We start from the raw sequence: 25,850 nt of genomic DNA, 5'->3' as shown, positions 1-25,850 counted from the left end.
ATTGAATGGAAAGGCTTACTTCTTCTTGGCCGTGGCCGGATTGAGGCTGGTGATGCGGCCGCTTTCAGTGCCGGCGGTCTCGTCGATCACGGCGTTGATGAGCGTGGGACGGCGGGAAGCCACGGCTTCGGCCAGCGCCTTCTGCAGTTCATCCGCGGTGGTGGCGTTGACGCCCACGCCGCCGAAGGCTTCCATCAGCTTGTCGTAGCGCGCGTTCTTCACGAACACGGTGGGCGCCACATCGGATGTGCCGCTCGCATTCACGTCGGTGCCGCGGTAGACGCCGTTGTTGTTGAAGACGACGATGCAGATCGGCAGGTTGTAGCGGCAGATGGTCTCCACCTCCATGCCGCTGAAGCCGAAGGCGCTGTCGCCCTCGATGGCGATCACCGGCTTGTCGGTGACCACCGCGGCGGCCACCGCAAAGCCCATGCCGATGCCCATGATTCCCCAGGTGCCCACGTCCAGGCGCTTGCGCGGCTCGTACATGTCGACGATGCTGCGCGCGAAGTCCAGCGTGTTGGCGCCTTCGTTCACCACGATGGCGTCGGGCCGCGCCTTCACCTGGTCGCGGATCACGCTGAGCGCGCTGTGGAAGTTCATCGGCGAGGGCCGCGCGGCCAGCGTCACGGCCATCTTCGAGAGATTCTTGTCCTTGCGCTCGGCAATGGCGCCGGTCCATTCGGCCGGCGGCTTGACCCACTTGGCATCCACGCCCGCGAGCAGCGCCGCCACGCAGGAGCCGATATCGCCGATCACCGGCGCGGCAATGGCCACGTTGCTGTCGATCTCGGTCGGCGCGATGTCGATCTGGATGAACTGCTTGGCGCCCTTGTCCTGGCCCCAGGTCTTGCCCTTGCCGTGCGACAGCAGCCAGTTCAGGCGCGCGCCCACCAGCATCACGACGTCGGCTTCCTGCAGCACGTAGGAGCGCGCGGCCGCGGCCGACTGGGCGTGCGTGTCGGGCAAGAGGCCCTTGGCCATCGACATCGGCAGGTAGGGAATGCCGGTCTTCTCGACCAGCGCGCGGATGTCGGCATCGGCCTGCGCGTAGGCCGCGCCCTTGCCGAGCAGGATCAGCGGCTTCTTGGCGCCCTTGAGCAGGTCGAGCGCGCGCTTGACCGCGTCGGGTGCGGGGATCTGGCGCGGCGCGGGATCGATGACCTTGATGAGCGAAGCCCTGCCCTTGGCTGCATCCATGGTCTGCGCGAACAGCTTGGCCGGCAGGTCCAGGTACACGCCGCCGGGGCGGCCCGACACGGCCGAGCGGATCGCCCGCGCAATGCCCACGCCGATGTCCTCCGCGTGCAGCACGCGGAAGGCGGCCTTGCACAGCGGCTTGGCGATTGCGAGCTGGTCCATCTCTTCATAGTCGCCCTGCTGCAGGTCGACGATCTCGCGCTCGCTCGAGCCGCTGATGAGAATCATCGGGAAGCAGTTGGTGGTGGCATTGGCCAGCGCCGTGAGGCCGTTCAGGAAGCCGGGCGCCGACACCGTCAGGCAGATGCCGGGCTTCTGCGTGAGAAAGCCGGCCGCGGCGGCGGCGTTGCCCGCATGCTGCTCGTGGCGGAACGAGATGACCCGCAGGCCCTCTGCCTGCGCCATGCGCGTGAGGTCGGTGATGGGAATGCCCGGCAGGCCGAAGATGGTGTCGATGTCGTTCAGCTTGAGCGCATCGATGACCAGGTGGAAGCCATCGATCGTCGTGTCGTGCGCCTCCTCCGTGGGCTGCTTGAGGGCCAGCACGACCGCGTCGCCGTCGTTGGCCCTGTTCTTGGGCTTGAGGGCGTCGTCCAGGGTGGTGGATGCCTCTTTGTCCGTTCTTACTGAAGACATGTCTCTCCTTCTTGCTTGGGTGAATGGCCGAGGCCCGAGCCGGGACTATGATTCGGGGGCATGCTTTCGGGCGTTGACCTCGGTCAACTTTCCGGAAAACGGCACCGGCCAGATGAACCAGAAGTTGTTGTTGCGCATTCGAGCAAGACGGGACCCATGACGCTGTTGGAAAACCACCCGGAGAAAAACATCATTCGCGCGCAGCTCCGGCAGAACATCCTTCTCAAGGACCTGAGCGAGAGCGATCGCGCCGAGCTGGAAACCCATCTCGTCATCGTGGACGGCAACAAGGGCGACTTCCTGCTGCACCAGGGCGTGCGCGAGATGGAGCAGTACTTCATCCTCGACGGCATCCTCAAGCGGGTGGTGAGCAACCCCGAGGGCAAGGAAATGATCCTGCGCTTTGCCGATGCGCACGACATGGAAACCAGCTACGCGGCGCTGCGGCTGGGCACGCCCACGCCCTACGGCATCGTCTGCGTCACCAAGGCCCGCGTGGCCAGCCTGCCGCTGAAGGAGTGGATCGCTTTCCTGGACCGCCACCCCGAGACCAAGGAACTGTTCGAGTACTGCGTGATGCGCGGTATGAGCGAAATCATGGCGCACACCATCACGCTTCACCTGCTCGACGCGCCGGGCCGCGTGCACCGCTTCATGCGCAAGCACCCCGAGCTGGAAGACCGCATCCCCAGCAAGGAGCTCGCGTCGTATCTCAATCTCTCCGCGGAAACCCTGAGCCGGCTCCGAAAGCGCGGAAAAATCTAGCTCGCCTGTTCTTTTTCAGGTCTGCTTGGCGGACGCGAAGCGGCGCGGAACGGTCATCAGGCGCAGCGCGTTGTCGACGCCGCTCACGCCGTCGACCCTGGAAGCCACATCCTGCGTGAGCATGCGCTCCTGCGCATCGAGCACGATGCCGCTCAGCTTGACCTGGCCCTGGTTGGCCTCGACGGTCACGCGGATGTCGCCGGTCGCCTCGTTGTCCTTCAGTGCCGACTTCACCCGCGCCGCAAGCGCCATGTTGGCCAGCAGCGCGCGCGAGGCCGGTGTCTCGGCGAACTCCGGGCGCTCCACCAGCGCGCGGATCTGCGCCACGCAGCTGTCCACCGAGAGGCGGTCCGTGTTGAGCACCAGGTCGTAGAGCACCGGGTCGCCCCAGGTCACGCCGAACTGCGCATGCATGCGCGCCGCGTGCGCGTCGTCGCTGCGACGGATCTCGGCTTCGGCGAATTCGGCATCATCGGTTTCAAGGTGCGCCATCAGCCATTCAACGCGCTTCTTCATCGAGCGCGTGATGCGCACGCACACCACGTGCGGCACCGGCCGCAGCAGGCAGGTCGCGCCCCAGCCGCGCAGCACCACGTTGCCGCGGTCGGCCAGCGCGAAGAGCTCCTCGGCCGTGTAGAGCGCAAGGCTGCGCCGGTCGGCGGTGAGCCGTTCGACGAAGCCGGCCTTGCCGTCGCGCAGGCGGCCGATGAAGCTGGTCGGCACCTGCATGCGGTCGGCCACGCGCTCGATCGTCTCGTGGCGCATGACCTCCAGCCCGAGCGTTTCGGCAAGCCGAAGCGACACGTCCTTGGCAAGGGAACCCATCTCCTGGGTGAGTGCAATGACTGGCATGTGGTTGTTCTCCGTTCAGTCCACCGGGCGCTCGACGGCGAACTCGTCAGGCTTCTTGGGCTTGACGAACGCCAGCGCCTTGGAGATCAGCGGCCAGAACAGCAGCAGCAGCGCGAGGGTGGTGATGCCGCCGACCAGCGGGTTCGAGAACATGATCGTCACGTCGCCCTGCGAGACCAGCATGGCCTGGCGGAACGAGTCTTCCGCCTTGTCGCCGAGCACCAGCGCCAGCACCAGCGGCGCCAGCGGAAAGTCGAGCTTCTTGAACAGGTAGCCCACCACGCCGAAGCCGAGCATGAACCAGATGTCGAGCATCGCGTTGTGCACCGTGTAGGCGCCGATGGCGCAGATCACGATGATCACCGGCGCAATGATCGAGAACGGAATGCGCAGGATCGAAGCGAACAGCGGCACCGTGCTCAGCACCACGATCAGGCCCACGATGTTGCCCAGGTACATGCTGGCGATCAGGCCCCAGACGAAGTCCTTCTGCTCGACGAACAGCAGCGGTCCGGGCTGCAGGCCCCAGATCAGCAGGCCGCCCAGCAGCACCGCGGCGGTGGGCGAGCCCGGAATGCCGAGTGCCAGCATTGGCAGCAGCGCGCTGGTGCCGGCCGCGTGCGCCGCGGTCTCGGGGGCCACCACGCCCTCCATCTGGCCGGTGCCGAACTTGGAGCCGCGCTTGGACATCTTCTTGGCCAGGCCGTAGGCCATGAACGAAGCCGGTGTGGCGCCGCCAGGCGTGATGCCCATCCAGATGCCGATCAGCGAGCTGCGCAGCGAAGTCACCCAGTACTGCGGCAGCTGCTTCCAGGTCTGCAGCACCACCTTGGGATCGATCTTCGCGCTCTTGCCCGAGAACTTCAGGCCCTCTTCCATCGACAGCAGGATCTCGCCGATGCCGAACAGGCCGATCACCGCAATCAGGAAGTCGAAGCCGCGCATCAGCTCCGACTGGCCGAAGGTGAGCCGCAGCTGGCCCGTGACCGTGTCCATGCCCACGCTGGCCAGCGCGAAGCCGAGCGCCATCGACGCCAGGATCTTGAACGGCGAGCCCTTGCCCATGCCCACGAAGCTGCAGAAGGTCAGCAGGTACACCGCAAAGAATTCGGGCGAGCCGAACTTGAGCGCGAACTTGGCCACCAGCGGCGCCAGGAAGGTGATCATGATCACCGCCAGCAGCGCGCCGACGAACGACGAGGTGAAGGCCGTGGTCAGCGCGGCGCCCGCATTGCCCTGCTGCGCCATCGGGTAGCCGTCGAAGGTGGTGGCCACCGACCACGGCTCGCCCGGGATGTTGAACAGGATGGAGGTGATGGCCCCGCCGAACAGCGCCCCCCAGTAGATGCACGACAGCATGATGATCGCCGAGGTCGGCGACATCGTGAACGTGAGGGGCAGCAGGATCGCCACGCCGTTGGCGCCGCCCAATCCCGGGAGCACGCCGATCAGCACCCCCAGGATGATGCCGACGAACATCAGGCCGATGTTCATCGGCGTGAGGATTACCGAGAAGCCCTGCATCAGGGCACTGATTTCATCCATTTCGCATTTGCTCCGTGAGATTCAGTAGCCGAGAAACCGGAGAGGATCGAGCGCGCCCTTGAACAGCGGCACCTTGAACCACACCTCGAACATGCAGAAGAACACCACATTGACGACCAGCGCCGCAATGGCGCTCTTCACCCACGAGTACTTGCCCAGCAGCACCATGAACAGCGCGATGTAGATCGCCGATGCCACATAGAGGCCGAGCAACGAGATCGCCCCCACGTACACCGTGGCCGGCAGCAGCACCGACAGCACGCGCTTGAGCTGCACCGAGTCGACGAAGACCTCGGTCTTCCTGTGCTTGCCCAGCAATGCCTGGTACAGGATGCCGGCGCCGGAAATCGTGATGATCACGCCGATGTAGAAGGGGAAGTACCCCGCGCCGGGCCCGTCGCTGGTCCAGCCGGAGCCCAGCCGCTGGCTCTCGTAGATCACCAACAGGCCGATGGCCACCAGGACCAGTGCGACCACTGCCTCGACCACGTGGGTCGCTACGCCGGTGCGCACCGGACCGTCTGCAGAATTCTCTTCGTGCTCCATGGAGTCCCCATCGTTCGTGTGTATGCCGTGAAACCCAAAGTGCAGCGCTCCGCCCCGCCGCCCCTGCGGGCGGCCGTCTCGTCAGGCAAGGAGCGCCGCGCGACGCTCGATGATTGCTACTTGCTGCTGGCCAGGAAGCCGGCTTCCGTCATCAGCGTGCGGTGCGTGGCTTCCGCTTCCGTGAGCCATTTGGTGAACGCGTCGCCGGTCATGAAGGTCGGGTTGAAGGCGCCCTTCTCCATGTATTCCTTCCAGTCCGGCGTGGCAGCGATCTTGGTCAGCAGGTCCACGTAGAAGGCGAGCTGGTCGGGCGTCACGCCGGCGGGCATGAAGATGCCGCGCAGCATCGTGTACTTGGTGGGAACGCCCGCTTCCTTGCAGGTGGGGATATCGTTCCACGACTGCGTCTCCGTCACCTTGGCCTTGAACGGCATGCGCTGGTCGTCGAACACGCACAGCGCGCGCAGCTTGCCCGCACGCCACTGGGCCACCGCCTCGATCGGGTTGTTGACGGTCGACTGCACGTGGCCGCCCACCAGTTGCACCGCCACCTCGCCGCCGCCCTTGAACGGCACGTAGATGAACTTGGTGCCGGTGGCCTTCTCGAGCGCCACCGTGATGATCTGGTCTTCCTGCTTGGAGCCGGTACCGGCCATCTTGAACTTGCTCGGGCCCGCCGCCTTGGCCGCCGCGATGAACTCCGAGGCGTTCTTGTACGGCTGCTCGGCGTTGGTCCACAGCACGAACTGGTCGAGCGCCATCATCGCGACCGGCGTCATGTCCTTCCAGTTGAAGGGCACGCCGGTGGCCATGGGCGTGGTGAACAGGTTGGACAGCGAGATGATGATCTTGTGCGGATCGCCCTTGGCTTCCTTCACGGCAAGAAAGCCCTCGGCCCCCGCGCCGCCCGACTTGTTGACGACGATCAGCGGCTCCTTCATCAGCTTGTACTTGATGACGATGCCCTGCAGCAGCCGGCCCATCTGGTCGGCGCCGCCGCCGGTGCCCGCCGGGATCACGAACTCCACCGGCTTGGTGGGCTCCCATGCGGAGGCTGGCGCAGCGACCGCGAGCGCCAACATGGCTGCGGTGAAGACCTTGGCCCGACAAGCGCGGGTGCGCGAAAAGAAGTTCTTCATCATGTTGTCTCCTGTGTAAGGTGCGCTCTTTTTTTTGTGGATCTGAGCCGAGATGCGAACAGGGGCGATGGTGCGCGCAGGAAGAACTCAGCCTGCTTGACCATGGTCAACTTTTCCAAGATTTTGTCTTGGGGTTAGCCCGCGCCGATTGCCGGGCAGACACGGGCTTGGCGGCGGAGCCATCAAGGGAAACGGCATGCGGACGAGCGCATGCCACAGCACCGATCGCGTGCACTTTTTGCCTTGCATCCAGGTGGAATCCGGGTAAACCCTAAAATAGCCTCTGTTCCCGACCACCCCATTCCAGGAGTTCCCGTATGTCCACCCTTGACCGATCGACCAGCGCGAGCGCATCCGGTGGCTTGGCTGGCGCGCTCAAGGCGTTCGCCGAAGAGGCCAGCGTGCTCGTTCAGGCCTTGCTGAGCCCCGGCAAGGTGATCGAGGAAGTCGAACAGATGCGCGCGCTGCAGGTGCGCGCCAACCGCATCGAGGCCACCGACCCGCTGCGCGCCGACGTGCTGCGCTGGCACGCCTCGCGCATCGGCCTGCGCTGAGCCGGCCGCTGCGCGGCGGCGCGCCGAACTGGTAAAGTCCGGGCCGCCCTCCGTCTTCGTAGTTCAATGGATAGAACGGGGTCCTCCTAAGACTCAGATACAGGTTCGATTCCTGTCGAAGGCACCAAAGACCCGAATCACGGCGTCTCACCCCTCATCAGAAACCCGTACGCTCCAAGGCGTAGCGGGTTTTTCTTTGCCTCGCGACGACGCGCGGCGTAGCGATCCCATCGCACGGAAATACCGTTACTTTTGCCGGTATCCCGGAAATCCCCGTGACGAGATACCGTTGAGGAGTGGAGATGGCACTGACAGACACGTTTGTTCGGCAGGTGAAGCCCACCGGGAAGGCCATCGGCGACAAATATGCCGACGGCGCCGGCATGTACCTGCTGGTGAAGACGGCCGGGAAATACTGGCGAATGGATTACACCTTCGCCGGCAAGCGGAAAACGCTGGCGCTGGGAACCTACCCAGAGGTCTCGCTGGCCAAAGCTCGGGATCGCCGCGCCGCCGCCCGCGAGCTGCTGGCAGACGGGACCGACCCGAGCGCGGCCAAGCGCGAAGAAAAGAGAGCCAGAGCCGACGCAGCGGCGAATACGTTCGAGGCGGTTGCGCACGAGTGGCTGGGAAAGACTGCGGCCAAACGAGCGAGCGGAACGCAGCTCAAGGTCAAGACATGGCTCGAGAAGGACGTGTTCCCCTTCATCGGCAAGATGCCCATGTCCACCATCGGTCCGCGCGACATTCTGGAGCGAGTGGTCCGCAAGCTGGAAGCACGCGGCGCTATCGATACCGCCCACCGCGTCAAGCAGCTTTGCGGACAGGTGTTTCGCTTCGCAGTGGTGTCAGGACTGGCAGAGAGGGACGTAACCGCCGATCTGAGCGAGGCTCTGGCCTCGAAAGCGACCAAGCACTTCGCCGCCATTACCGAGCCCAAGCGAGTCGGAGACCTGATGCGCTCGATCCATGCCTATAGCGGCCACCCCACCACCGTTGCCGCGCTGAAGCTTTCCCCCCTGCTGTTTGTCCGGCCTGGCGAGTTGCGCACCGCGGAATGGGCTGAGATCGACCTGGACGCGGCCGAGTGGCGCATCGCCGGCCCGAAGATGAAAATGAAGGTCGATCACGTCGTGCCGCTGGCAACCCAAGCGGTGGAGATCCTGCGGAACCTCCACCCGATCACAGGCCATGGACGGTTTGTGTTTCCCAGCATACGGACGGGTGAACGCCCCATGAGCGAGAACACGATCAACGCCGCTCTGCGCGGGATGGGCTACAGCGCCGAAGTCCACACGGCCCATGGCTTCAGGGCAACCGCGCGGACCCTCATGGATGAAGTGCTCGGCGAGCGCGTGGACTTCATCGAGCACCAGCTCTCCCACATGGTCAGGGATACCAACGGTCGTGCGTACAACCGCACCGCACATCTCCCCGCGCGTCGGGAAATGATGCAGCGCTGGGCGGACTACCTGGACAAGCTGCGCATCGGTGCCGACGTGCTTCCCTTGAAGCCGCGCCAGATGACATAGCCAAGTCCGCGATCTCCTGCCAAGCCAGTTAGAGGAGTGCCACGACATCGCGCAGGTGCGCCGCAGTCTGGGGCAACCCGCGCTTTTCGAGCAGGGCGACCAGCGCGATCGCGTCGACCTGCGGCCGGGCCCAGCGCTCGCGCATTCGCTTCAAAGCCGCGAGGGCGGTGAGCTTCTCCAGCATCAACTGGTTGAGGACGAATTCGTCAGGGGTCTGTACTTCGATGCCGAATGGGTCCAGCACTTCCCTGGGAAAGTCCTTCTCGTTCCACGTCACGATCGCATCCGCGTGTCCAGTGATCGCAGCCGCCAGCACATGGCGGTCATCGGGGTCCGGTAGCTTCAGGCCCTCGATCAGGTGTTCGTAGCCTGAGACGAGGCAGTCCGGAATGGCGTCCTCCATGGCTTGCGCGGCAGCGGCAATCTGGACTCCCATGCCGGGCCGGTCCCGCAGCAGGCTGCGCGTCCACTCATCACGGATGTGGACGGACCACTTCGCGCTATAGAGGTCCGCGTCGGCCAGGCTGAGCAGCACGTCGCGCAGCAACGCCGGACACAGGACGTTGGCATCGAGCACCGCTGTGTACCGGGCGCTTCCTGTCACTCACAGCTCCTCGCCCATCTCCTGGGAGAGGTCGTTCAATCGTTTGAGGGCGCCGGCCGACCGCTGCTTCTGCTCGTCCTTGTAGCGCATGAGCTCTTCGAACTCGATGCGGCGGTGCCGGTTGATCAGCCGGCACTTCAGCCGGCCAGCCTCGATCTCCTTGATCACGAAGGGGCGCGACACATTCAGGAGTGCCGCAGCTTGCTGCGTCGTGAGTTCCCGCTTCTGCGGGACGAGCATCATCGGCTCGCGCTTGGCCATCTGGCGCAACACGTCGGCAAGGAAGTGCAAGGCACGCGGAGGCAGGAGCAGAACCGGGGCTTCGCCCTTGCCGTCCCCGTCCACTTCGATGGTTATTTTGATCGCTTTTGCCTTCGAGTGACCCAGGGCCGCAACCAGGCACGCCGTCGCCGCACCGGCCATTTCCGCTTCCATTTCGCTGGCTGGGTCGAGTATCTGGGTCATGCTGGGTCCTTTCATAGCTGGCGCTACGCCGGCGCCCCAAGCGAAATATACGCATTAAACGCAATATTCGCAACTGATGGGCGCCGGAAAGAAGATGGCACGCTTGTCAGCGGGTGCCTTCATTCAGCGGCCGGATCCTGCGGCCACCAGTCTGGTGGCCATGCCTCCCAAGAGGGGCGTTTGAGCGCGCTGCTGCCGCATTCGCCGCACTTGAGCGTCTGGAGATCGATGGTCATGTCGGGCTCTCGATGTTGTTCTTCTTGTGCTCTGGGGCCGCCAGCCACGCGGCAAGCCCGTCGCGGCGCATGCACTCGACCAGCGCGAGCTGCAGTTGCGCGCCTTCGTGCAGGTCTTGTTCGGTGGTTTCGTAGTGCATCTGGTAGAGCGCCTGGCCCCCTGTTTCGCCCATGCCATGCAGCGCGGCAATGCGGCCGGCCAGGTCGGACGTCTCTTGCGGCTTGAGGCGCGTGAAGGCCTGCCGCAGATCGGGCAGATGCGCCACGAAAGCCTCGGCGTCCCAGCCCTGCACCAGGCCGTCGAGGCCTTCGAGCAGCGCGGGCAGGCGCAGCAGCAGTTCGGGCGCCGCGGCCATCACCCCGTTGAGAAAACGTACCGCGTCGCGCGGCTGCGCGCCCGCGCCGAAGCGTTGCCGCACCACGGTGTCGAGCGCGTTCTCGTCCCAGTGTCCATCGAGGTACAGCAGGGCCGAAGCAGCGCCGGCCACCGCGGGCGCGGCCGACGCGCCGGTCGCGAATCGTTCGAGTTGCGTACGCAGCAGGTCGAGGTCGATGGCACCGTCACCGGCTTCCCCCGGTTCGCCTTGCAGCGAGGCCAGCAGGCGCCCAAGCTCGCGCAGCGAAAGCAGTTGCTTCACCGCGCCCGCCTCACCTTCTTCTGGGCACCCGCCCACATCGGGCAGCAGGAACAGCGCCGCGGGCCATACCCGCTCCAGCAGGCTGCGCAGCTGCGGATGCTGCTGCACGCCCAGCGGCTCCCGCGCACGCCAGAGCGTGACGAGCCGATGCCCGCACTCGACCACCGAGCCGAGCGAGGCATCTTCGTCGAGGTGCGTGGAAAGCATCGAGAGCAGCTGGGGCAGGCGCGACTGCAGCCCGACCAGGCAGGCGCGCAGCAACAGCGCCACGGCCGCGCTCGCGCTGCGTCCGCGGCCCTCGTCGGACAGCGCGATCTCTTCCTTTCGCAGCTTGGCCATGCAGACGGCCTCCACGCTTGCGCCATCGCCCGCCAGTTCAATCAGCCGCGCCTCCACCAGCGGCGACCAGGCGGCGCGCCACTCTTCGAACAGCAAATGCAAACGGCTGTTGCCAAGAAAATCCGGGCCCGCGAGCCAGGTGCCGAGCCCGGCATCGAGGTACGCCATGGCATGGAAGAAGCGGCTGCGCTCGCGGTGCGAAGGCTTTCGATAAAGATCCAGCCGCGCCACGCGCGCGGTGCTGTCGTCCAGCCGCACACCGGCCTGGCGGGCGAGCCGCCGTGCGTCCTCGATCAGCGGCGGCGAGCCGGCCGAAGGCGGCACGTCGCCGATGCGCGTGCCGCTCAGGAAGTTGCGCAGGTCGGCGGTAAAGCCGCGCGTACCTTCGTCGATCGCCCCCTTGATGAAGCAGGAGCGGATCGCATCGAGCAGATCCTGACGGCCCGGCCCCGCATTGCCGCGCAGCGACGCGAGCCGCATGGCCTGCGCGGCGGCGGCTTGCACCAGCGCGGTGGACACCGCATCGACCTGGTCCTGCGCACGGGTCTGGCGCGCAAAGCGGGCGAGGCTGTCGAGCGTCACCGCGGTGAACGGATCGGCTTCGCCAGCCTCCAGCCGGTCCCACACCTGCTGGTAGTAGCCGGGCGACGGCATGCCCGAGGCATAGCCGTTGAGCGCGTCGAGCCGCTCGAAGCTGTAGCGGATCAGCCATGCGTTGTCTGGTGCGTCCTTGCCGGCGGGCGCCTTCGAGGGCTTGGCCTTTTGCCACTGGTTGACCAGCTCGAGCGTGTGGAAGCCGCCGGTGACGACCACGATCGGCCCCTCGACCTCGTTGCGCCAGCGACGGATATGCGCCGCCATGTGGCGCTCCCGCGGCAGGCTCAGCTCGGCCTCGAGCACCTCGGGCTCGTAGTCGAGCCGCGCCATGGCGCACCAGCTGAACACGTCGGAAAAGAAGGCACGCCAGTGGCCGAGAGCGACCGACGTGCGCAGTTCGAACAGGCGGTCCCACAGCTCCTGATGGTCGACGCAGCCGATCTGGGCGGCCATGGCGTTGAGGTAGCGGCTGTGCGCGAAATGGCGCTCTTCCATCAGGCTGCGCGCTGCGTCGCGTGCATCGCCTTCGTCGCCCCCACCCTCGTCGCCTTCGTCGCGATGCCAGGCCTTGTCGCTCCAGGGAAGATCGATCAGCCCCAGGCGCGCGCCGAGCGCCGCCCCTTCGCGCACCGCAATCCACTCGGGGCTGTAGTCGCAAAAGGGAAAGAACGACGTGCGCGATCCCGTGTGCGTCTTCTCTTCCGAGTCGGGGTCATCGACCGGAACCTGCCGGGTGCTTTGGCACAGCCATGCAACGGGGGCGGTGGTTTGCGGGTGCTGCAGCAGCGGCAGCAGTGCGTCCAGGTCGTCCGGTCCTTCAATCAGCACAGCCGCCGGCCTGACCTCGCGCAGCAGCGCCCTCAATGCGAATGCACAGGCCGGGCTGTGGTGCCTCACGGGCACGAAGAACACGCCCTCGCCGCCCTCGCCGAACAGCCGGCCGCGCGCGGCCTCCAGCCCGGCAGGCAGAACGCTGCCGGCTTCTGCAACTACTGCCACAGCGCACGTGCCGCGTCGTGAAAGGCCTTCCATTGCGCGTCGCGCTTGCCGCGTTCGCGCACGACGGTGTCGAAGTAGTGGCGCACGCGCTTCACATCGTCGGTGCTGTCCTTCAGAACAACGCCTTGCAGCTGGCCCGCGATCTCGCGCACGGTGAGCCGGCCGCCGTTGAAATGGCGCGCCTGCAGGGCCGCCGCATAACCCACGTTCACCGCCTCGGCCGTGGACATCACGGCATCGAGGCCCTTGATGGCGGTGCCATCCTGCGTCTGGCCCGCGCGCAACTCCTGGAAGGTGGTAACCAGCAGCGCCACCACGTCGCGCGGCACATCGACCGGCGACTCGCCGCCGCCGTCGAGTTCGCGCTTCAGCTGGGCCATCACCAGTTCGACTTCGAACGAATGGTCCCGGATGGGCTTTACCGTTTCGAAGTTGAACCGGCGCTTCAACGCGGACGACATCTCGTGCACGCCGCGGTCGCGCAGGTTGGCCGTGGCAATGATGTTGAAGCCGCGCTGTGCATAGAGCCGGGCATCGTCGCCCAGCTCTGGAATCATGAGCTGCTTGTCGCTCATCAACGAAATCAGCACGTCCTGGATCTCGGGCGGGCAGCGCGTGATTTCCTCGAAGCGCACCAGCTTGCCCGCGCGCATGGCCTGGTAGAGCGCAGAAGGCACCAGCGCGCGCTGGCTCGGCCCCTCGGCCAGCAGCAGTGCGTAGTTCCAGCTGTACTTGATGTGGTCTTCGGTGGTGCCGGCGGTGCCCTGCACCGTGAGGCCCGAATCACCGCTGACGGCGGCTGCAAGCAGCTCCGAGAGCAGCGACTTCGCGGTGCCTGGCTCGCCCACCAGCATGAGGCCCTGGTGGCCCATGAGCGTCACGATGGCGCGGTCGACCAGCGGATCATCGCCGTAGAACTTGCGGCTCACCTGCAGCTTCTCGTCGCCGAGGATGAAGCGCCGCACCGCGCGCGGCGAGAGCTTCCATCCGGTGGGCCGCGCATCGGTGTCGGCCGCATGCAGCCGCGCGAGCTCGTCCGCATAGCGCGCCTCGGGGGCAAGGCGCACGGCCTGGGTCGCGGGGGAAGAAGACGGTGATGTGCCGGTGCTCATGATGATGTTGCTGCTGGTTTTTCTGCGGGGCGGCGCGGCGGGCTTACCACGGCATCTTCTTTTCCCAGCCCGCGTCGAACCCGGCGCAGGCCTGTGCGATGGCCAGGTAGTCCGCATAGGCCTCGGCCAGGAGCACTGGCGGCACGCTCGACAGCGGCAGCGCCCGGTCGCTGTAGCCGCGGGTCTTCATGTCCTCGAAGCCCAGCGTCTTGAGCGCCGCGGGCACGTTCTCTTCCGGCAGGGTGTTGCCCGAGAACTCGATGGCCACGCGCACGCCGGCCGACGAAAACTCCTTGGTGTACTGGTAGAAGAAGCCGCCGTCCTCGGCTTGGGCGCGCTGGTAGCCGAGCTTGGCAAAGCTGCCGCGCAGCGTGAAGGTGTCGCTGATCCAGCCCAGCCTGTCGTTGATTTCGCTCACCGGCTGGCCCTTGTCGTCGATAAACGCTACTGCAGGGGACTTGCGCGTCATCTGCGCGAAGAGCGGCACCAGCTTGTAGTCCTTGAAGTGCTTGTTCCACGTGGCCGCTGTGCCTTCGTCGACCAGCGAAGCGTGACCCAGGCGCAGCTGGCTGTCGGCCGCAAGCTCGACCTCGTCGTCTTGCGTGTCGATCAGGCTGCCGTCCTCGGTGGGCCGGAAGCTGCCGCGCACCGCGCCTTCCGCATCCAGTTCGAGCCACACGAGCCGCTGTATCAGACGCCCGGCAATCGGGTGCCGGTGCAGGTATTCGCGCCACTCGGCCTGCGGCCAGATACGGCCGGTGCACATGGCTTCGAACAGGCGCGCGGTCTGCAGGTCGATGACCTGCTTGAGCTCTTTCTTGCTGGTCGAGAACTGGGCCTTCGCATCCTTGATGAGCACGGGGTCGTCGTTCTGGCGCGGCTCGGGCAGGGCCTTGACGATCTTGCCTTCTGGGTTGCGCAGTTCGGGCTTCATCGCGGCGTCGAGCACCACGGTGAAGATGCGGTCGCCGTACGCGAGCTCGAGCTTGCCGGTGTCGTCCAGGCCCGCGGTGGGAATGGTGCGGTCGGCGAGCTGGTCCTGCGTCCAGCCGTTGCGGTCGGCAATCTGCTGCACCAGCGCGCGCGCCTTCTCCTGGACAGAGGCAGTGCGGTAGCGGCGCGATATGCCCAGCAGCAACTGGATCACCACTGGGTCGTTGCCCGGTGCCACGCCTTCGAGCATGGCTTCGATCTGCGAGCGGCGCTGGTAATGGTCGCGCATGTACTGCTGCAGCAGCGTGACGACCTCGTGCCCCGGCGCATGGGCGGTCAGGGCAAGAGTGCCTTTTTCGCCAATCGCGCTGCCGAGGTATTCGCCCATCTTCTCGCGCTTGCACTCCTCGAAGACCTGCTCCTGCGTCTTCTGGAAGTCGGCTTCGTAGTACTGCTTGTGCTCGGCCTTCGCGTTCTGGTAGCGCTGCTGGTTGCCCTGGTAGCGCTGCGGTGCATGGGCGTTGGCATGCGCAATGCCTTCGTCGAGCGTGGGGTGGCGCGTGTCGTGTGCGATGAACTGGCGCAGCACCAGGCTGCCGATGGCCTGGCGGCTGGCTGCATCGAGCAGGCCGAGGTAGCGCGTGAGCAGCGCGTTGCCGCCCGGCTCCTTGAGCTTGCAGGCGAGCACCACCCACCAGCGCACGATCTCGGGTTCTACCGGGCTGCCGTCCAGCCATTTGCAGGCGGGCAGCGCGTCGAGAGAGAACCACGCAAGGCCCGCCGGGGGCTTGGCCTTCAGGCCCTTCTTCGCCTCGGCCAGAAGAATCGCCGGTGCAAGGCGCGCGGAGATGTCGTCGCCCAGCGCCTCGAGCGCCGTGAGGTAGGCCGCGCGCACGGTCTCGCGGGTTTCCTTCTCGAGCGCCTTGGTAATGGCGGGCACGGCCTCGGCGTACCTGAGCTCAGCCAGCCAGTTGGCGGCCTCGATGCGCACCTCGCTCTTGGTGGCGCCGAGCGACTCGACCACGCGCCGGCCGATGTCGGGCAGCATCGACAGTGCCTTCTGCGCGGCCGCGCGGTGCGTCTTGCCTTCGCCGAGCGCCAGTTCCATAACCCGCGGCAGCCAACGTGCCTGCACGGTCGGAAAGACCGCCAGCGTGCGCAGCGTGGCGTTCAGGTCGAGCTGGGTCTGGCGGCCTTCCCGCTTTGGCGGCGCGACAAGGCCCAGGCCTTCGTCGATGTACTCGGGGTGCTCCGCGAAGAAAGGCCACACGCGGTCGGCCGGCAACACCTCGACCGCTGTGGCCTGGTTCCAATACTGGTAAAGCGCGGTGTGCGCCACATCGTCGATCGGCATGCCGGAGCGCTTGAGCAGCTCGGCCAGCGCGCGCAGGTCGACCGAGCCCACGGGCTGGCGGCCGAGCCACTTGTGAAAGCCGTCGTCGAACCAGAAGCTGGTCCAGTGGCGCGACACGGCCAGCCAGCGGATCAAGTGCGGCATGCCGAACCCCGGCATCGACTGCAGGCGATTGCCGAAACCCACGACCTGCTGCAGCTGGCCGTTCTTCGCGCGGTTCTGGTCGTTCTTGCTGCCCTGTCCATTGAGCACGCGCACGGCCACGCGCATGTCCTCGTCGGTGAGCTTCTTGTGGGCGGCGTAGTTGTCCTGGCGCCACTTGTACCTGTAGGTCTGCTTGGAGGCCTTGTTCTCCTCGATCTCGGCCTCGGCCGCGACGCGGTTCTTCTCGAGCAGCTCGATGCGGTTGGCAATGAGCAACTGCACCGCCTCTTCACCAAGCGGAATGTCCTCGAAGGGTTGCCAGGCCGGCGGCTCGGGCAATTCGAGCTCGCCCGCGTCGCCCGCGGCGTCGAGCCGCGACATGGCCGAGCGGATGGCCTGCTGCACGGCCTTGCTGGTCTCGGTGCCGGCCGCCACGGCGAGCAACGCGCGCGCGGCGTCACCCGGCAGGCGCGCAAGCAGTTCGGCGGCCTGCGTGCGCTGGGTGGTGTCGCCGTCTTTGAGCAGTTGCCCCAGGAGTTCGAGCCGCTGTGCCTCGGCAATGCCCTCGAGGTGCGGCGTCGCCTCGGCGCGCACCGTCTTGCTGCCGTCGATGGCCAGGCGCAGGAACAGCGGCGCAAAGTCGTTCAAAAGCGCCTTGTCCTTGCCGATGCGCCTGGCCAGCAGAACTCGGCCCGCAGCCGACAGCTTTGCGGGCAACGCCTCGGCGGCATCGCGCTGGCTGCGCATGTAGTCGGCGACGGCAGGGGCCTCGACCAGGCCGTCGAGCCGGTCGTGGTACCAGCTGTCCAGTCCCTTGCGCTCGAAGACCTCTTGCAGGGCGACATGCGGATCGAGCCCTTCGTGCGCAAGCAAGGCTGCAATGAGATGCACGTTCCACGCGGGCCGGTGCTTGGCGAGATCGCGCTCGGCAGCGTTGCCGGAGCTGCTCTTGCTGAAGCTCGCGAACACCGCGTCGTTGATGAGGTACTGAAGCCAGTCGGGCACCGGCGCGCCGGGATGCTCGAGCGACTGTCCGCCGTCGGCTGCAGCCAGCAGCTTGCCCAGTCGCACCAGCACGTCGAGCGCAGGAGCACCGGCATCCACGCTGGCGTAGAAGCGGCCGCGCTGCTCGAGGCTCTGGTTGCCGATCTTCTCCAGCGCCTTGTTCTGGTGGTTGCTGAAACCCCAACGCAGGCGGCCGGGGGCTCCGAGCAGTTGCCCTGGCTCGAAGGACTTGGCAGCCTGCAGGTCGAGCAGCACGGTTTCCTGCGTGCCGTCGACCAGGAACGCGGTGCCCTTCTGGGGCAGCTCCTTGCCTGCTTTTTCGAGCGGCTCGAAGGCCTGCTTCAACAGCTGCGCCTGCTCGCGCGTCAGGCCGTTGGCGGCTGCGGTGCCGGCGCTGCCCGTGACGGCGCCCAAGATCTTGTCCAGAAATCCCATGCGTTCTCCTCGTTCTCCTGGGCGCTGATTTTGGCAGTTGGACGTGACGCTTCGGCCAGTTCGCGGCCTGCGGAAACAACCGAAGCCAAAGGTTCTAAGCCGGCTGCGCTTTCCTTTGCTCCGGCAAGCCGTCGAGTTCGCCAAGCAACTGGCACAGAAAGCCCAGCTTCAGCAACGGCACCGCAGCCGGCGCAGCGAGGTGCGCACGCAGCGCACTCGACAGCACCTCCAGGCCGACAGAGCTTGCGCGGTCGAGTGCATCGTGCAGGCGCTGCCGCTGCGCCGCCGTCAATGCCATGCGCCCGGTGGCGGCCTGCGTCTCGGTCACTTCTGTCAGGGGAGCGAGCAGGCGCGCCGCCAGCGTGGGCGCACCCACGGGCGCCGCCTGCCGCTGCTGCTGCCGCGCCTCGAGCATGCGCAGGATGCGGTTGGCGAGCGACGTGGTGCGCGCGGCCTCGTCGGCAAAGTCGAGCGACACCGCTTGCAGCGCCTTCTTCGCGTTGCTGCTCAGCACGGCGACGGGCATGAGTTCGGTGCTCGCGGCAGAGCGCTCGATACGCACCAGCACGGCATGCACTGGAGCACGGCGCGCGGCGAGGCGGTCGAGGTTGTCGACGCGCTGCCGGTGCTCCGGGCCGACGGGGATGCCAAGGCGCAGCCACTGGCCCGCATCGTCCTGCACCAGCCAGTCGAGGCGCTGTTGTGCTTCGTCGAGCACCGGCGGGCGCGTGTCCGAAGGCCGCAGCAGCACGGCGTCGAAAGGCTCGGCCGAAAGGCCGGTGGCGTCGCGCAAGCGCTCGCCGAGTTCGGACCAGTTGCCGCAGCCGATCGACTCCAGGCGCGGATCGTCCGCCGCCCAGGCAGGCAGAGGCTGGGCACGCGTGGCGCCGCCAAGCGCCAGGCGGCCGTCTTCGGCAAGGCGGGGTTGTTCGAGACGCAAGGCGGCTTCGCACACGCTCTGCGCGGCGCCCGCGCCGGACCACAGCGCGTTCGCGGACCATGCGCTGCTGCGCGTGAAGGCTGTGTCGCTTGCGTCGGGCCGGGCGAGCGAGGCCTGCAGCACGCGCGCACCGGCCAGGTCCCAGAACGCCACCGTGAGGCCGCGCGCGCCGCCGCGCGTCTGCCACCAGTGGGCACCGAGGGGCAGCAGGTCGAGGGCGGCCGATTCGTCGAAGTCGCGCTTGAGCCGGCCGCGCAACGCCGCGGCGAGGCCGCCCTCGGCCCGCGCAAGCGCGGCGCACAGCGCATGGATGCGCGCCATGAGTGCAAAAGCGTCGCGCTCCTCGGCGCGGTGATCGCGCCGCACCAGCAGGTCGACCGTGCCGCCCAGGTTGCGCAGCAAGGCCGCCAGGCGCGGCAAGCCCTCGCCGCGCGCGGACATGTTGAGTGCCAAGAGGCGCGCCGACGTCAGCTCGCTCACGTGCGAGAGGCCGCCCGTCAGCAGTTCTTCCAGCATCGACTCGACCTGCAGCAGGAACGCACGCTCCCGCTCGCCGAGGCGCGCGGTGTCTTCGACCGGCGCGGGCCGTGCACTCGCGGGCCATGCAAAGGGCCGTCCGTGCGCGCTGCGCAGCGCGGCAATGGCGATCAGGTGCACCGCCTTGCGTTCCGCGGCAAGCACCTCGGACACCATGCCCGTAAAACCCGCGCTTGCCACCCAGCGGCACGAGGCGCCGAGCTCGGGCAAGTCCATGACGAGCGCGCCTCCCTGCACCCGCCATTCGACAATGCTGCTGGCAGCGGCTGCGGCGCGCCGCACGGCCGCCACGCCCGCGGCCTTGAAAAGGGCCGCGGCATCGAGCGCGAGGATTTCCGCGAGCGGGTCGGCACCGGCCGGCGCGCGTGTCTCTTGCGGCCCGTCCGAAGGCACGCCGGCTGGCCTGCCTGGCGCGGCCGGCTCCAATGCACGCAGCCACAGCGCCGCGCCAAGTATGTGCTTGCAGATGCCCGGTGCCGGGCAGTCGCAACGCGCCTGCTGCGGGCCGCGTGCATCGAGCTGCACGCGCTGGCCGTCCGCCGTCACCACGCCAGCTTCGGTGCCGTACTCTGCCCATGCGATCTTGCCCGCCTCCACGTCCTTTGCGGCACGCCGAAGCAAGCCAGGGTTGGCGAGCGTGGCCAGTGTGTCGTCGTCGTAGGCGCGATAGCCGTCGTACCAGGCCATCAGTTCATCACTTCCGCGAGCCACTGCGCGAAATGCGTGGGCGTGAGGGCCGCCACGTGCATGCCCTTGTCGGCCAGGCGCTGCGCCATTTGCCGGTCGTACACGGGGTTGGCCGATTCGTCCAGCGCGGCCAGCCCGAGCAGCTTGACGCGCGACTGTGCCATGCGCTGCACCGCGGCCAGGAGCGGCCCGGGCGCGGCGCCTTCCATGAAGTCGCTGATGAGCGCGAACACCGTGCGTTGCGGGTTGCCCACCAGCGACTCGCAATACGCCACCGCACGGCCGATGTCTGTGCCGCCGCCGAGCTGCACCGTGAGCAGCACCTCGACCGGATCGTGCGCCAGGTGCGTGAGGTCGACCACGCTGGTGTCGAACACCACCAGCTTCACGCGCACCGCGGGCAGCGAGCTCATGATGCCGGCAATGACGGCGCTGTAGATCACCGAATCCATCATCGAGCCGCTCTGGTCGACGCAAAGCACCACGTCCCAGGGCAGGTTGCGCTTCACGCGCGCATTGAAGCGCGGATGCTCGATGACGATTTGCCTGCGCTCCACGTCGTAGTGCTTGAGGTTGGCCGCGATGGTGGCGCGCGCATCGAAGTTCTGCGCGCTCTTGATGTGCGAGCGCCGCATGCGGTTACGCCGGCCGACGAGCGCGTTGACGAAGTCGTTCCTGAGCTTGCGCGTGATCTCGTCGACGGTTTTCTGGATCACCTCGCGCACCGCGTCGCGCATCTGGCCCGACAGCCGCCCGCGCATGCCCAGCAGCGCCTTGGCGAGGCCGGGCGTGGCGTCGAGCGAGCGCAGCACCGCCGGGTCGGAGAGCAGGTCGGTCAGCTGGTAGCGATCGATCGCCTGCGTCTGCATGCGCTCGAACACCTCTTGTGGAAATAGACTCCGCGAGCGGTTGAGCCAGTCGACCGCGCGCAACTGGCTCGGGTCGAGCGAACCCGGCCCGCCATTGGGCCTGCCCAGGCCGCGGCCTTCGTATTCACGGCCGTAGAGATATTCGAGCGCCTGGTCGAGCCTCCAGTCGCCCGCCGAGAACTGCGTTTGCGACAGGGGTTGCGCCGCATAGCGGCCGAGGATCAGGCGCCAGCGGCGCAGGGTTTCTTCGGACGACATGCGCAATGTGTTCGCAAGGACGGGTGGAAGGAACAGCCGGGGGAGAGGAGCGCCGGCAGCTTATCAGACGGCAGCGCGCGTCATGCTCACGCCTTACTCGTCTCTTTTCCTCATGACCAGGCTTCATCCGTCTGTTGCACTGATCGCACCTCTGTCCGGGCAAGTGGCGGCCTACGCATTCACCTCGCCCGACGGCCGATACCAGACCGCGGAAGTCGGCGGCGACACAGTGATCGTCGATTTGCGGGAGCGGCGGCAGCGACGGGCATGTACGACCCGTTGCTGCCCTTGAAACAGTGCAGGAAATGCAAGCGACAAAGGCGCCGAGCGTGCCGCCGTCACCAACAGCGTTGGGGCCACAGGAAATCGCCACCCTGAAAGCTGCCATCGAAGCTTGTGTGCAGGTCCGCTGAGCCGCCCCACCCCCACAATTTTCAGATAGCTCGATGACCAAAGGCTTCGATGCCCACTCGGGCCCTAAGCGGCTGTACAGAATTCTCCAAAGCTGCCTTACGTTGAGCGCGATTTTTGCGTTCAACGAGCAAGCCGAAGCTACTCAGCCGTTTCACTCCGGGTCTGCAGAGGGTGGCGAGATACGCTTCCTGTTCGACGTACCACGCCGATGGGTAGTCTTCTCGAATCTAAGGGCTCGTCGCTCTTGTAAGTTCCTTGGCCATGGAAGTCGTAGTAGACGATCAAGCAAAGAGGACGCAGCAGCGGCAACATCGAGATAGATCGTGCGTGAGCCGCGAAGGAGCGTCCAAATTGGATGTAGCCGGCGACGTGGCACGAAACCGGCGGGCCTGGACCGCCGGCGTGGCAGGCCCGGCGCCCTGCCGACGCGGTTCAGAATCCAGGGCTTATGGAACTCTGATCGCTGCGCTACTTCATCGCCGGCGCATCGACCGCGGCCTTGGGAAGGGCCAAGCGCCTCACACAGGCGTTCTCACATCAATGCCTTCCGGCTGTCCGTGCAGCAGATTCGTGCAGGTACTGGGGTCAGAGATCGGCGGAATCCAACAGGTCAGTAGTCCAGCCGGACTGTCAGTCCCAGCGTGCGCGGCGTCCCGACCGATGCCACGTAGGCACCGTTCGCGGTCGCGGCCACGGTCGGGAAATACTTCTTGTCGAGCGCGTTGCGCAACCAAAGCGAAATGCTCCAGATTTCATTGCCCCGTGCGACCTTCCAACCGGTGGCGAGGTTCAGCAGGCCATAGGCCGGGATGCGCGAGTGGACCGACCCGTCGAGCGTGCCGTCCTGTGCGGACCGCCACGCGTACGCCGCTGAAACGAAGTGCTGGGTGGTGGGGCTCACGGACCTGCGGTATTCGGCGCCCACGTTGAATGTCCAGCGCGGCGTCCCGGCAACCTGCCGTCCGGTCAGGCTGCAGCGCCCCTGCGGCATGAACGCGCGTTCTGACGGACAAGGCGCGTCCTCATAGCGTCGATAGCGTGCATCGTTGAAGGCAGCGTTGGCCCACACGGTCAGCCCGCGCGTCGGTCGCGCAGTGGCATCCAGCTCCAGTCCCCGGCTACGGAGATCGCCCGCATTCGTGAGGATCTCGACGTAGTTGCCCGCGCCTGCGCCGGCGGGCACGAACATCGACGTCTGGTAGCCGCGCACGCCTGCCAAGAAGGCGTTCAGGTTGAGTGTCAGGCGATCATTCCACAGGCTGCTCTTGACGCCGACGTCCAGGCTGTCGACACGTTCGGGCCCGATGATCAGCGACGAGGCGCCGAGCGGGCCGGGAGCGGCACCCGGCCCCGCCAGATTGATCCCGCCCGACCGCTCGCCGTGCGAAAAGCTCGCGTAGCCGATCGCATCGTCATCCAGCCGGTAGCTCGCACCCAGGAGCGCCGATGGGCTGGTCTTCCGGATGGCCAGGGGGCCTGTGTCGTAGGCACCAAGCACGATCGGACGATTGCGCAGGAACGCGGTGGCAGCGGCACCACCGGTCGAATCGCCGCGATGGGTGCGCCCGTCCTTGCGCTCCTGCGTGATGCGCAGGCCGGCCGTGAGGTCGAGCCTGGACGTGGCGTGCCAGGTGGCTTGGGAGAAGAGCGCGAAGCTCTCCGTGTCGAGCGCGCCGAAGCTCACGGTGCTCGCGTTGGCGAGCACCGGCAAGGACGTTCCCTGCAGAACGATGTCCGCCCGCGGACCGAACACGGTGAATATCTCGTTGCGCATGCGCTGGCGCATGTAGAACGCGCCCACCACATAGTCGACCGCACCGCCGGTGGGCCCCGCGTAGCGCAGCTCCTGCGAGAACTGCTGCTGGCGCACGCGGGAGCCGCCGTCGATCAGCACGGGGATATTGAGGTTGTCATTGGTCGTCGGCACGAACTTCCATGAGCGGCCGGCGGTGATGGACGTGACGGTGGCGCCGGACCCGAGCTTCCAGCTCGCTTCGGCCGACACGCCACCCTGGTCGAGATCGACCCGCTCTACGCCGTCGGTGTTGACCGCATAGCGCCGCGGGTCGGTGACGATGCCGGTGGCGCCGCCGGCCCGTGCGCGGGCTGCCGCCGGTCCGCTTCCCAGCGAGTAGATGACGCGGGTGCCGTACGTGGAGCGCTCGCGGTGCGCATCTGCGATCAGGCGCAGGCTGAAGGCGTCGCCACGGCGCAGCAGCCACTGGCCGCGAATGCCGGATCGATTGCCTCCGTTGACGCTGCCGCCATCGTAGATGTTCTCGATGTTGCCGCGTTCATGGGTGCCGTACACCAGCAGCCGGCCCGCCGTCTCTTCCGACAAGGCGCCCGAGAAGATGGCTTGCCCCTGCGCAAGGCCGCGCTGTCCGATCGAGAGTTGCAGGCTGCGCTCGGTCTCGCGGCTCGGCGGCCGCGTGTGCAACGCCAGCACGCCAGCGGTCGTGTTCTTGCCGAATAGCGTCCCTTGCGGCCCGCGCAGCAGGTCCACGCGCTCGATGTCGAGCAGGTCGAATGTCGCCATGCCCGCGCGGCCCAGGTAGACGTTGTCGAGGTAGATGCCCGTGCTGCCCTCGAGGCCGTCGTTCGATGGATTCCTGCCGACGCCGCGCACCGCGATGGCCGATTGCCGCGGATCGCCGAAGGTGATGCTGGTACTCGGCAACCATTGCTGCAGGTCTTCGAGCCGCCAGCTTTGCTGCGTCTCGAGGGCCTCGCCATCGATCGAAGTCAGCGGGATCGGAACTTGCTGGGCGGCTTCCGAACGGCCCCTGGCATCCACGGTGATGGCGGGGAGCGTTTCGCCATCGTCCAAAGGCGTCGGCTGTGCATGGGCCTCCACGGCGAACCCGAGGGCGAGCGCGCTGACGGCCAGGGAACGGGCGAGGAGATCGCATGGGCAGAAGGACATGCGCATACTCTAGTGAACGCGCGCTGATCACCGCCAGCCGCCAGCGCCTGGCCGGCGCGGTCAATGCCGAGCTCACCTGGCTGTACTGGACCGTCGGGCAGCGCCGCCCGGTGGCGGCGTCGACCCGGAGCAGGCCGAGCGGTTGGCGGCCGAGGAGGCGGCGCGGTCGTCTTCCGGAGCAGCGGCAACAGCGGTGGGGGCAAGCCGGCGGTGGCTGCTGCGGCATCAGCCGAGGCGCCTGCGTTAGCTGCGAGGAATCAGGCTTTCAGCAGATCGGCAGTTCGAAATGAACGCCGAAGATCAGTACAGCTTGATCTCGGAAGGCCCGTCGACCGCAGCGTCGACAAAATCGGCTCGAAGGGGTCCTCCTACGATGCATCCAAGCCATGGATTGAAATTCGACGGTACTTTTGTTGGTATCTTTTTTGTGCCAGCCCAAAGAATTCAATATTCATGCGGATTTTTGACATACCTGCGATTCCTGTCGAAGCACCGCATCCGGCACCGAGGCCCGCGCCCCGTTCTGCCGCCAAACCCCCGGCGACACGCCGTACTCGCGCTTGAATGCGCGGTTGAAAGCCGCTTCCGATTCGTAGCCGACCCCTTCGGCAATGCGCGCCAGGTTGCCCTGGTCCTTGCGCAGCATGCCGGCGGCCAGGATCATGCGCCAGCGCGCCAGGTAGTGCATGGGCGGCGCGCCTACCAGCTCGGTGAAGCGGTCCGCCAGCACGCTGCGCGAGACGTGAACCTCCTGCGCCAGCTCGTCGACCGTCCAGTTGCGTGCGGGTTCGCCGTGCATCAGCGCCAGGCAGCGGCTCACGTGGGGGTCGCGCAGGCCCGCCAGCCAGCCGGGATTGTTGGCGGGCATGGATTCGATGTAGCCGCGCAGCACTTCGGCGAACAGCACCTCCGCCACCTTGGCGGCGACCATCTCGGAACCGGGCGTGCGCGATGCCGCATCGCCCAGCACGTAGTTGACGGACTGCTCGATCCACGGGCCCGCCGGCCTGCTGCGCAGCGACGTGGTGAACAGGCGCGGAATGTTCGCCATGAGGGGGTTGGGCGCATCGCCTTCGTATGCGAACCAGCTGCACACCAGCACCGTGCGCTCACCATTGCCGCCGTAGCGGATGCGCTCCAGTTCGGGCGCGCGCGGGTTCACCACATGCGCCACATCCACCGCCGCCTGGAGCAGGCCGCTGCCCAGCACATGCGAGTCGCCATGCGGCACGGCGATCACGTCGCCGGCATGCGCGCGGATCGGTTCTCCGCCGTCGACCTGGGCCCAGCATTCGCCTTGCAGCACGAGGTGGCAGATGGCCAGCCGCTGCGCGCCGGGCCTGAGCAGTTGCGCCATGTGCGCGCCCTTGGGCACCTTGAAGCACCAGGGCGCATGCATGTCCCCGTTGAGGAACAGCGCGCCCTCCAGGCGGATGGTCCGCAGCACGTCCGACAAGACATCCATGGTCACCTCCCGGGGCAAGCGAGGGCGGGGTTTCGGTCAACAAGTCCGGCGCAGCGGGCAATACAACGGTGCTTCGCGTCGGCACCATAGGTCTTGGTCGCTCCGACCGATTTTATCCAGACAG

Annotated in this window: 17 protein-coding genes and 1 tRNA gene; 4 read left to right on the top strand and 14 right to left on the bottom strand. The window is 66.6% G+C overall.

The genetic code is table 11. The features are described 5' to 3' along the window. Positions 1-15: 15 nt before the first annotated feature. On the bottom strand, positions 16-1,836 hold the full coding sequence (gene oxc, locus IB278_RS00805) for an oxalyl-CoA decarboxylase (RefSeq protein ID WP_192322389.1): 1,821 nt from the start codon (positions 1,834-1,836) through the stop codon (positions 16-18). Positions 1,837-1,992: 156 nt separating this feature from the next. On the opposite strand from oxc, the gene IB278_RS00800 reads away from it, so the two are divergent. Further along, positions 1,993-2,601: a Crp/Fnr family transcriptional regulator gene (locus IB278_RS00800; protein ID WP_025569429.1), complete on the top strand. Its 609-nt coding sequence runs from the start codon at positions 1,993-1,995 to the stop codon at positions 2,599-2,601. A gap of 15 nt (positions 2,602-2,616) precedes the next feature. Here the strand turns inward: IB278_RS00800 and IB278_RS00795 are convergent, their stop codons facing one another. The 4 genes from IB278_RS00795 to IB278_RS00780 form a co-directional block, all read right to left on the bottom strand. Continuing rightward, positions 2,617-3,453, bottom strand: a complete 837-nt coding sequence (locus IB278_RS00795) for a cytidylate kinase family protein (protein WP_145740122.1) — start codon at positions 3,451-3,453, stop codon at positions 2,617-2,619. A gap of 15 nt (positions 3,454-3,468) precedes the next feature. Further along, complete coding sequence (locus tag IB278_RS00790; RefSeq protein WP_025569431.1) at positions 3,469-4,998, bottom strand: tripartite tricarboxylate transporter permease; 1,530 nt, start codon at positions 4,996-4,998, stop codon at positions 3,469-3,471. 21 nt (positions 4,999-5,019) lie between these two features. Further along, complete coding sequence (locus IB278_RS00785; protein ID WP_145740120.1) at positions 5,020-5,544, bottom strand: tripartite tricarboxylate transporter TctB family protein; 525 nt, start codon at positions 5,542-5,544, stop codon at positions 5,020-5,022. 116 nt (positions 5,545-5,660) lie between these two features. Further along, on the bottom strand, positions 5,661-6,686 hold the full coding sequence (locus IB278_RS00780) for a Bug family tripartite tricarboxylate transporter substrate binding protein (RefSeq protein WP_145740118.1): 1,026 nt from the start codon (positions 6,684-6,686) through the stop codon (positions 5,661-5,663). Positions 6,687-7,000: 314 nt separating this feature from the next. Here IB278_RS00780 and IB278_RS00775 point away from each other — a divergent pair, with 314 nt between their 5' ends. The 3 genes from IB278_RS00775 to IB278_RS00765 all read left to right on the top strand — a co-directional run bounded on the left by IB278_RS00775 (position 7,001) and on the right by IB278_RS00765 (position 8,769). Continuing rightward, entirely contained in the window at positions 7,001-7,237 is a 237-nt protein-coding gene (locus tag IB278_RS00775) for a hypothetical protein (protein WP_025569434.1), read from the top strand. 52 nt (positions 7,238-7,289) lie between these two features. After that, a tRNA-Arg gene (locus IB278_RS00770) sits at positions 7,290-7,364 on the top strand. 175 nt (positions 7,365-7,539) lie between these two features. Beyond that, positions 7,540-8,769, top strand: coding sequence for a tyrosine-type recombinase/integrase (locus tag IB278_RS00765; protein WP_192322388.1), 1,230 nt, complete (start codon positions 7,540-7,542; stop codon positions 8,767-8,769). Between the two features lie 28 nt (positions 8,770-8,797). Here IB278_RS00765 and IB278_RS00760 read toward each other — a convergent pair whose 3' ends face one another. From IB278_RS00760 to IB278_RS00720, 9 genes are all read right to left on the bottom strand, one after another. Next, the gene (locus IB278_RS00760; RefSeq protein ID WP_309932333.1) at positions 8,798-9,346 is read right to left on the bottom strand and encodes a PIN domain-containing protein; all 549 of its coding nucleotides are present in this window, start codon (positions 9,344-9,346) and stop codon (positions 8,798-8,800) included. Between the two features lie 27 nt (positions 9,347-9,373). Then, the gene (locus tag IB278_RS00755; RefSeq protein WP_192322386.1) at positions 9,374-9,838 is read right to left on the bottom strand and encodes a helix-turn-helix domain-containing protein; all 465 of its coding nucleotides are present in this window, start codon (positions 9,836-9,838) and stop codon (positions 9,374-9,376) included. Positions 9,839-10,070: 232 nt separating this feature from the next. Continuing rightward, entirely contained in the window at positions 10,071-12,647 is a 2,577-nt protein-coding gene (locus tag IB278_RS00750) for a DUF5682 family protein (protein WP_318646663.1), read from the bottom strand. After that, on the bottom strand, positions 12,638-13,759 hold the full coding sequence (locus tag IB278_RS00745; protein ID WP_145740112.1) for an ATP-binding protein: 1,122 nt from the start codon (positions 13,757-13,759) through the stop codon (positions 12,638-12,640). The genes IB278_RS00750 and IB278_RS00745 overlap by 10 nt, the downstream gene beginning before the upstream one ends. Positions 13,760-13,802: 43 nt before the next feature. After that, on the bottom strand, positions 13,803-17,630 hold the full coding sequence (locus IB278_RS00740) for a DUF4132 domain-containing protein (RefSeq protein ID WP_192322385.1): 3,828 nt from the start codon (positions 17,628-17,630) through the stop codon (positions 13,803-13,805). A 94-nt stretch (positions 17,631-17,724) separates the two neighbouring features. Then, positions 17,725-19,794: an SWIM zinc finger family protein gene (locus tag IB278_RS00735; protein WP_192322384.1), complete on the bottom strand. Its 2,070-nt coding sequence runs from the start codon at positions 19,792-19,794 to the stop codon at positions 17,725-17,727. After that, positions 19,794-20,921 carry a VWA domain-containing protein gene (locus tag IB278_RS00730; RefSeq protein ID WP_145740108.1) on the bottom strand — a complete coding sequence of 376 codons (1,128 nt, stop codon included), beginning with the start codon at positions 20,919-20,921 and terminating at the stop codon, positions 19,794-19,796. The genes IB278_RS00735 and IB278_RS00730 overlap by 1 nt, the downstream gene beginning before the upstream one ends. 1,024 nt (positions 20,922-21,945) lie before the next feature. Beyond that, positions 21,946-24,261 carry a TonB-dependent receptor gene (locus tag IB278_RS00725; RefSeq protein WP_192322383.1) on the bottom strand — a complete coding sequence of 772 codons (2,316 nt, stop codon included), beginning with the start codon at positions 24,259-24,261 and terminating at the stop codon, positions 21,946-21,948. Between the two features lie 451 nt (positions 24,262-24,712). Next, positions 24,713-25,726, bottom strand: coding sequence for an AraC family transcriptional regulator (locus IB278_RS00720; RefSeq protein ID WP_192322382.1), 1,014 nt, complete (start codon positions 25,724-25,726; stop codon positions 24,713-24,715). Positions 25,727-25,850 lie beyond the last annotated feature (124 nt).

It is taken from the genome of Variovorax sp. VRV01 (assembly GCF_014852545.1).
Classification (GTDB): Bacteria; Pseudomonadota; Gammaproteobacteria; order Burkholderiales; family Burkholderiaceae_C; genus Variovorax; species Variovorax beijingensis_A.
Note: the sequence above shows the minus strand (reverse complement) of the source record. Positions and strands in the feature narration are given on the sequence as shown.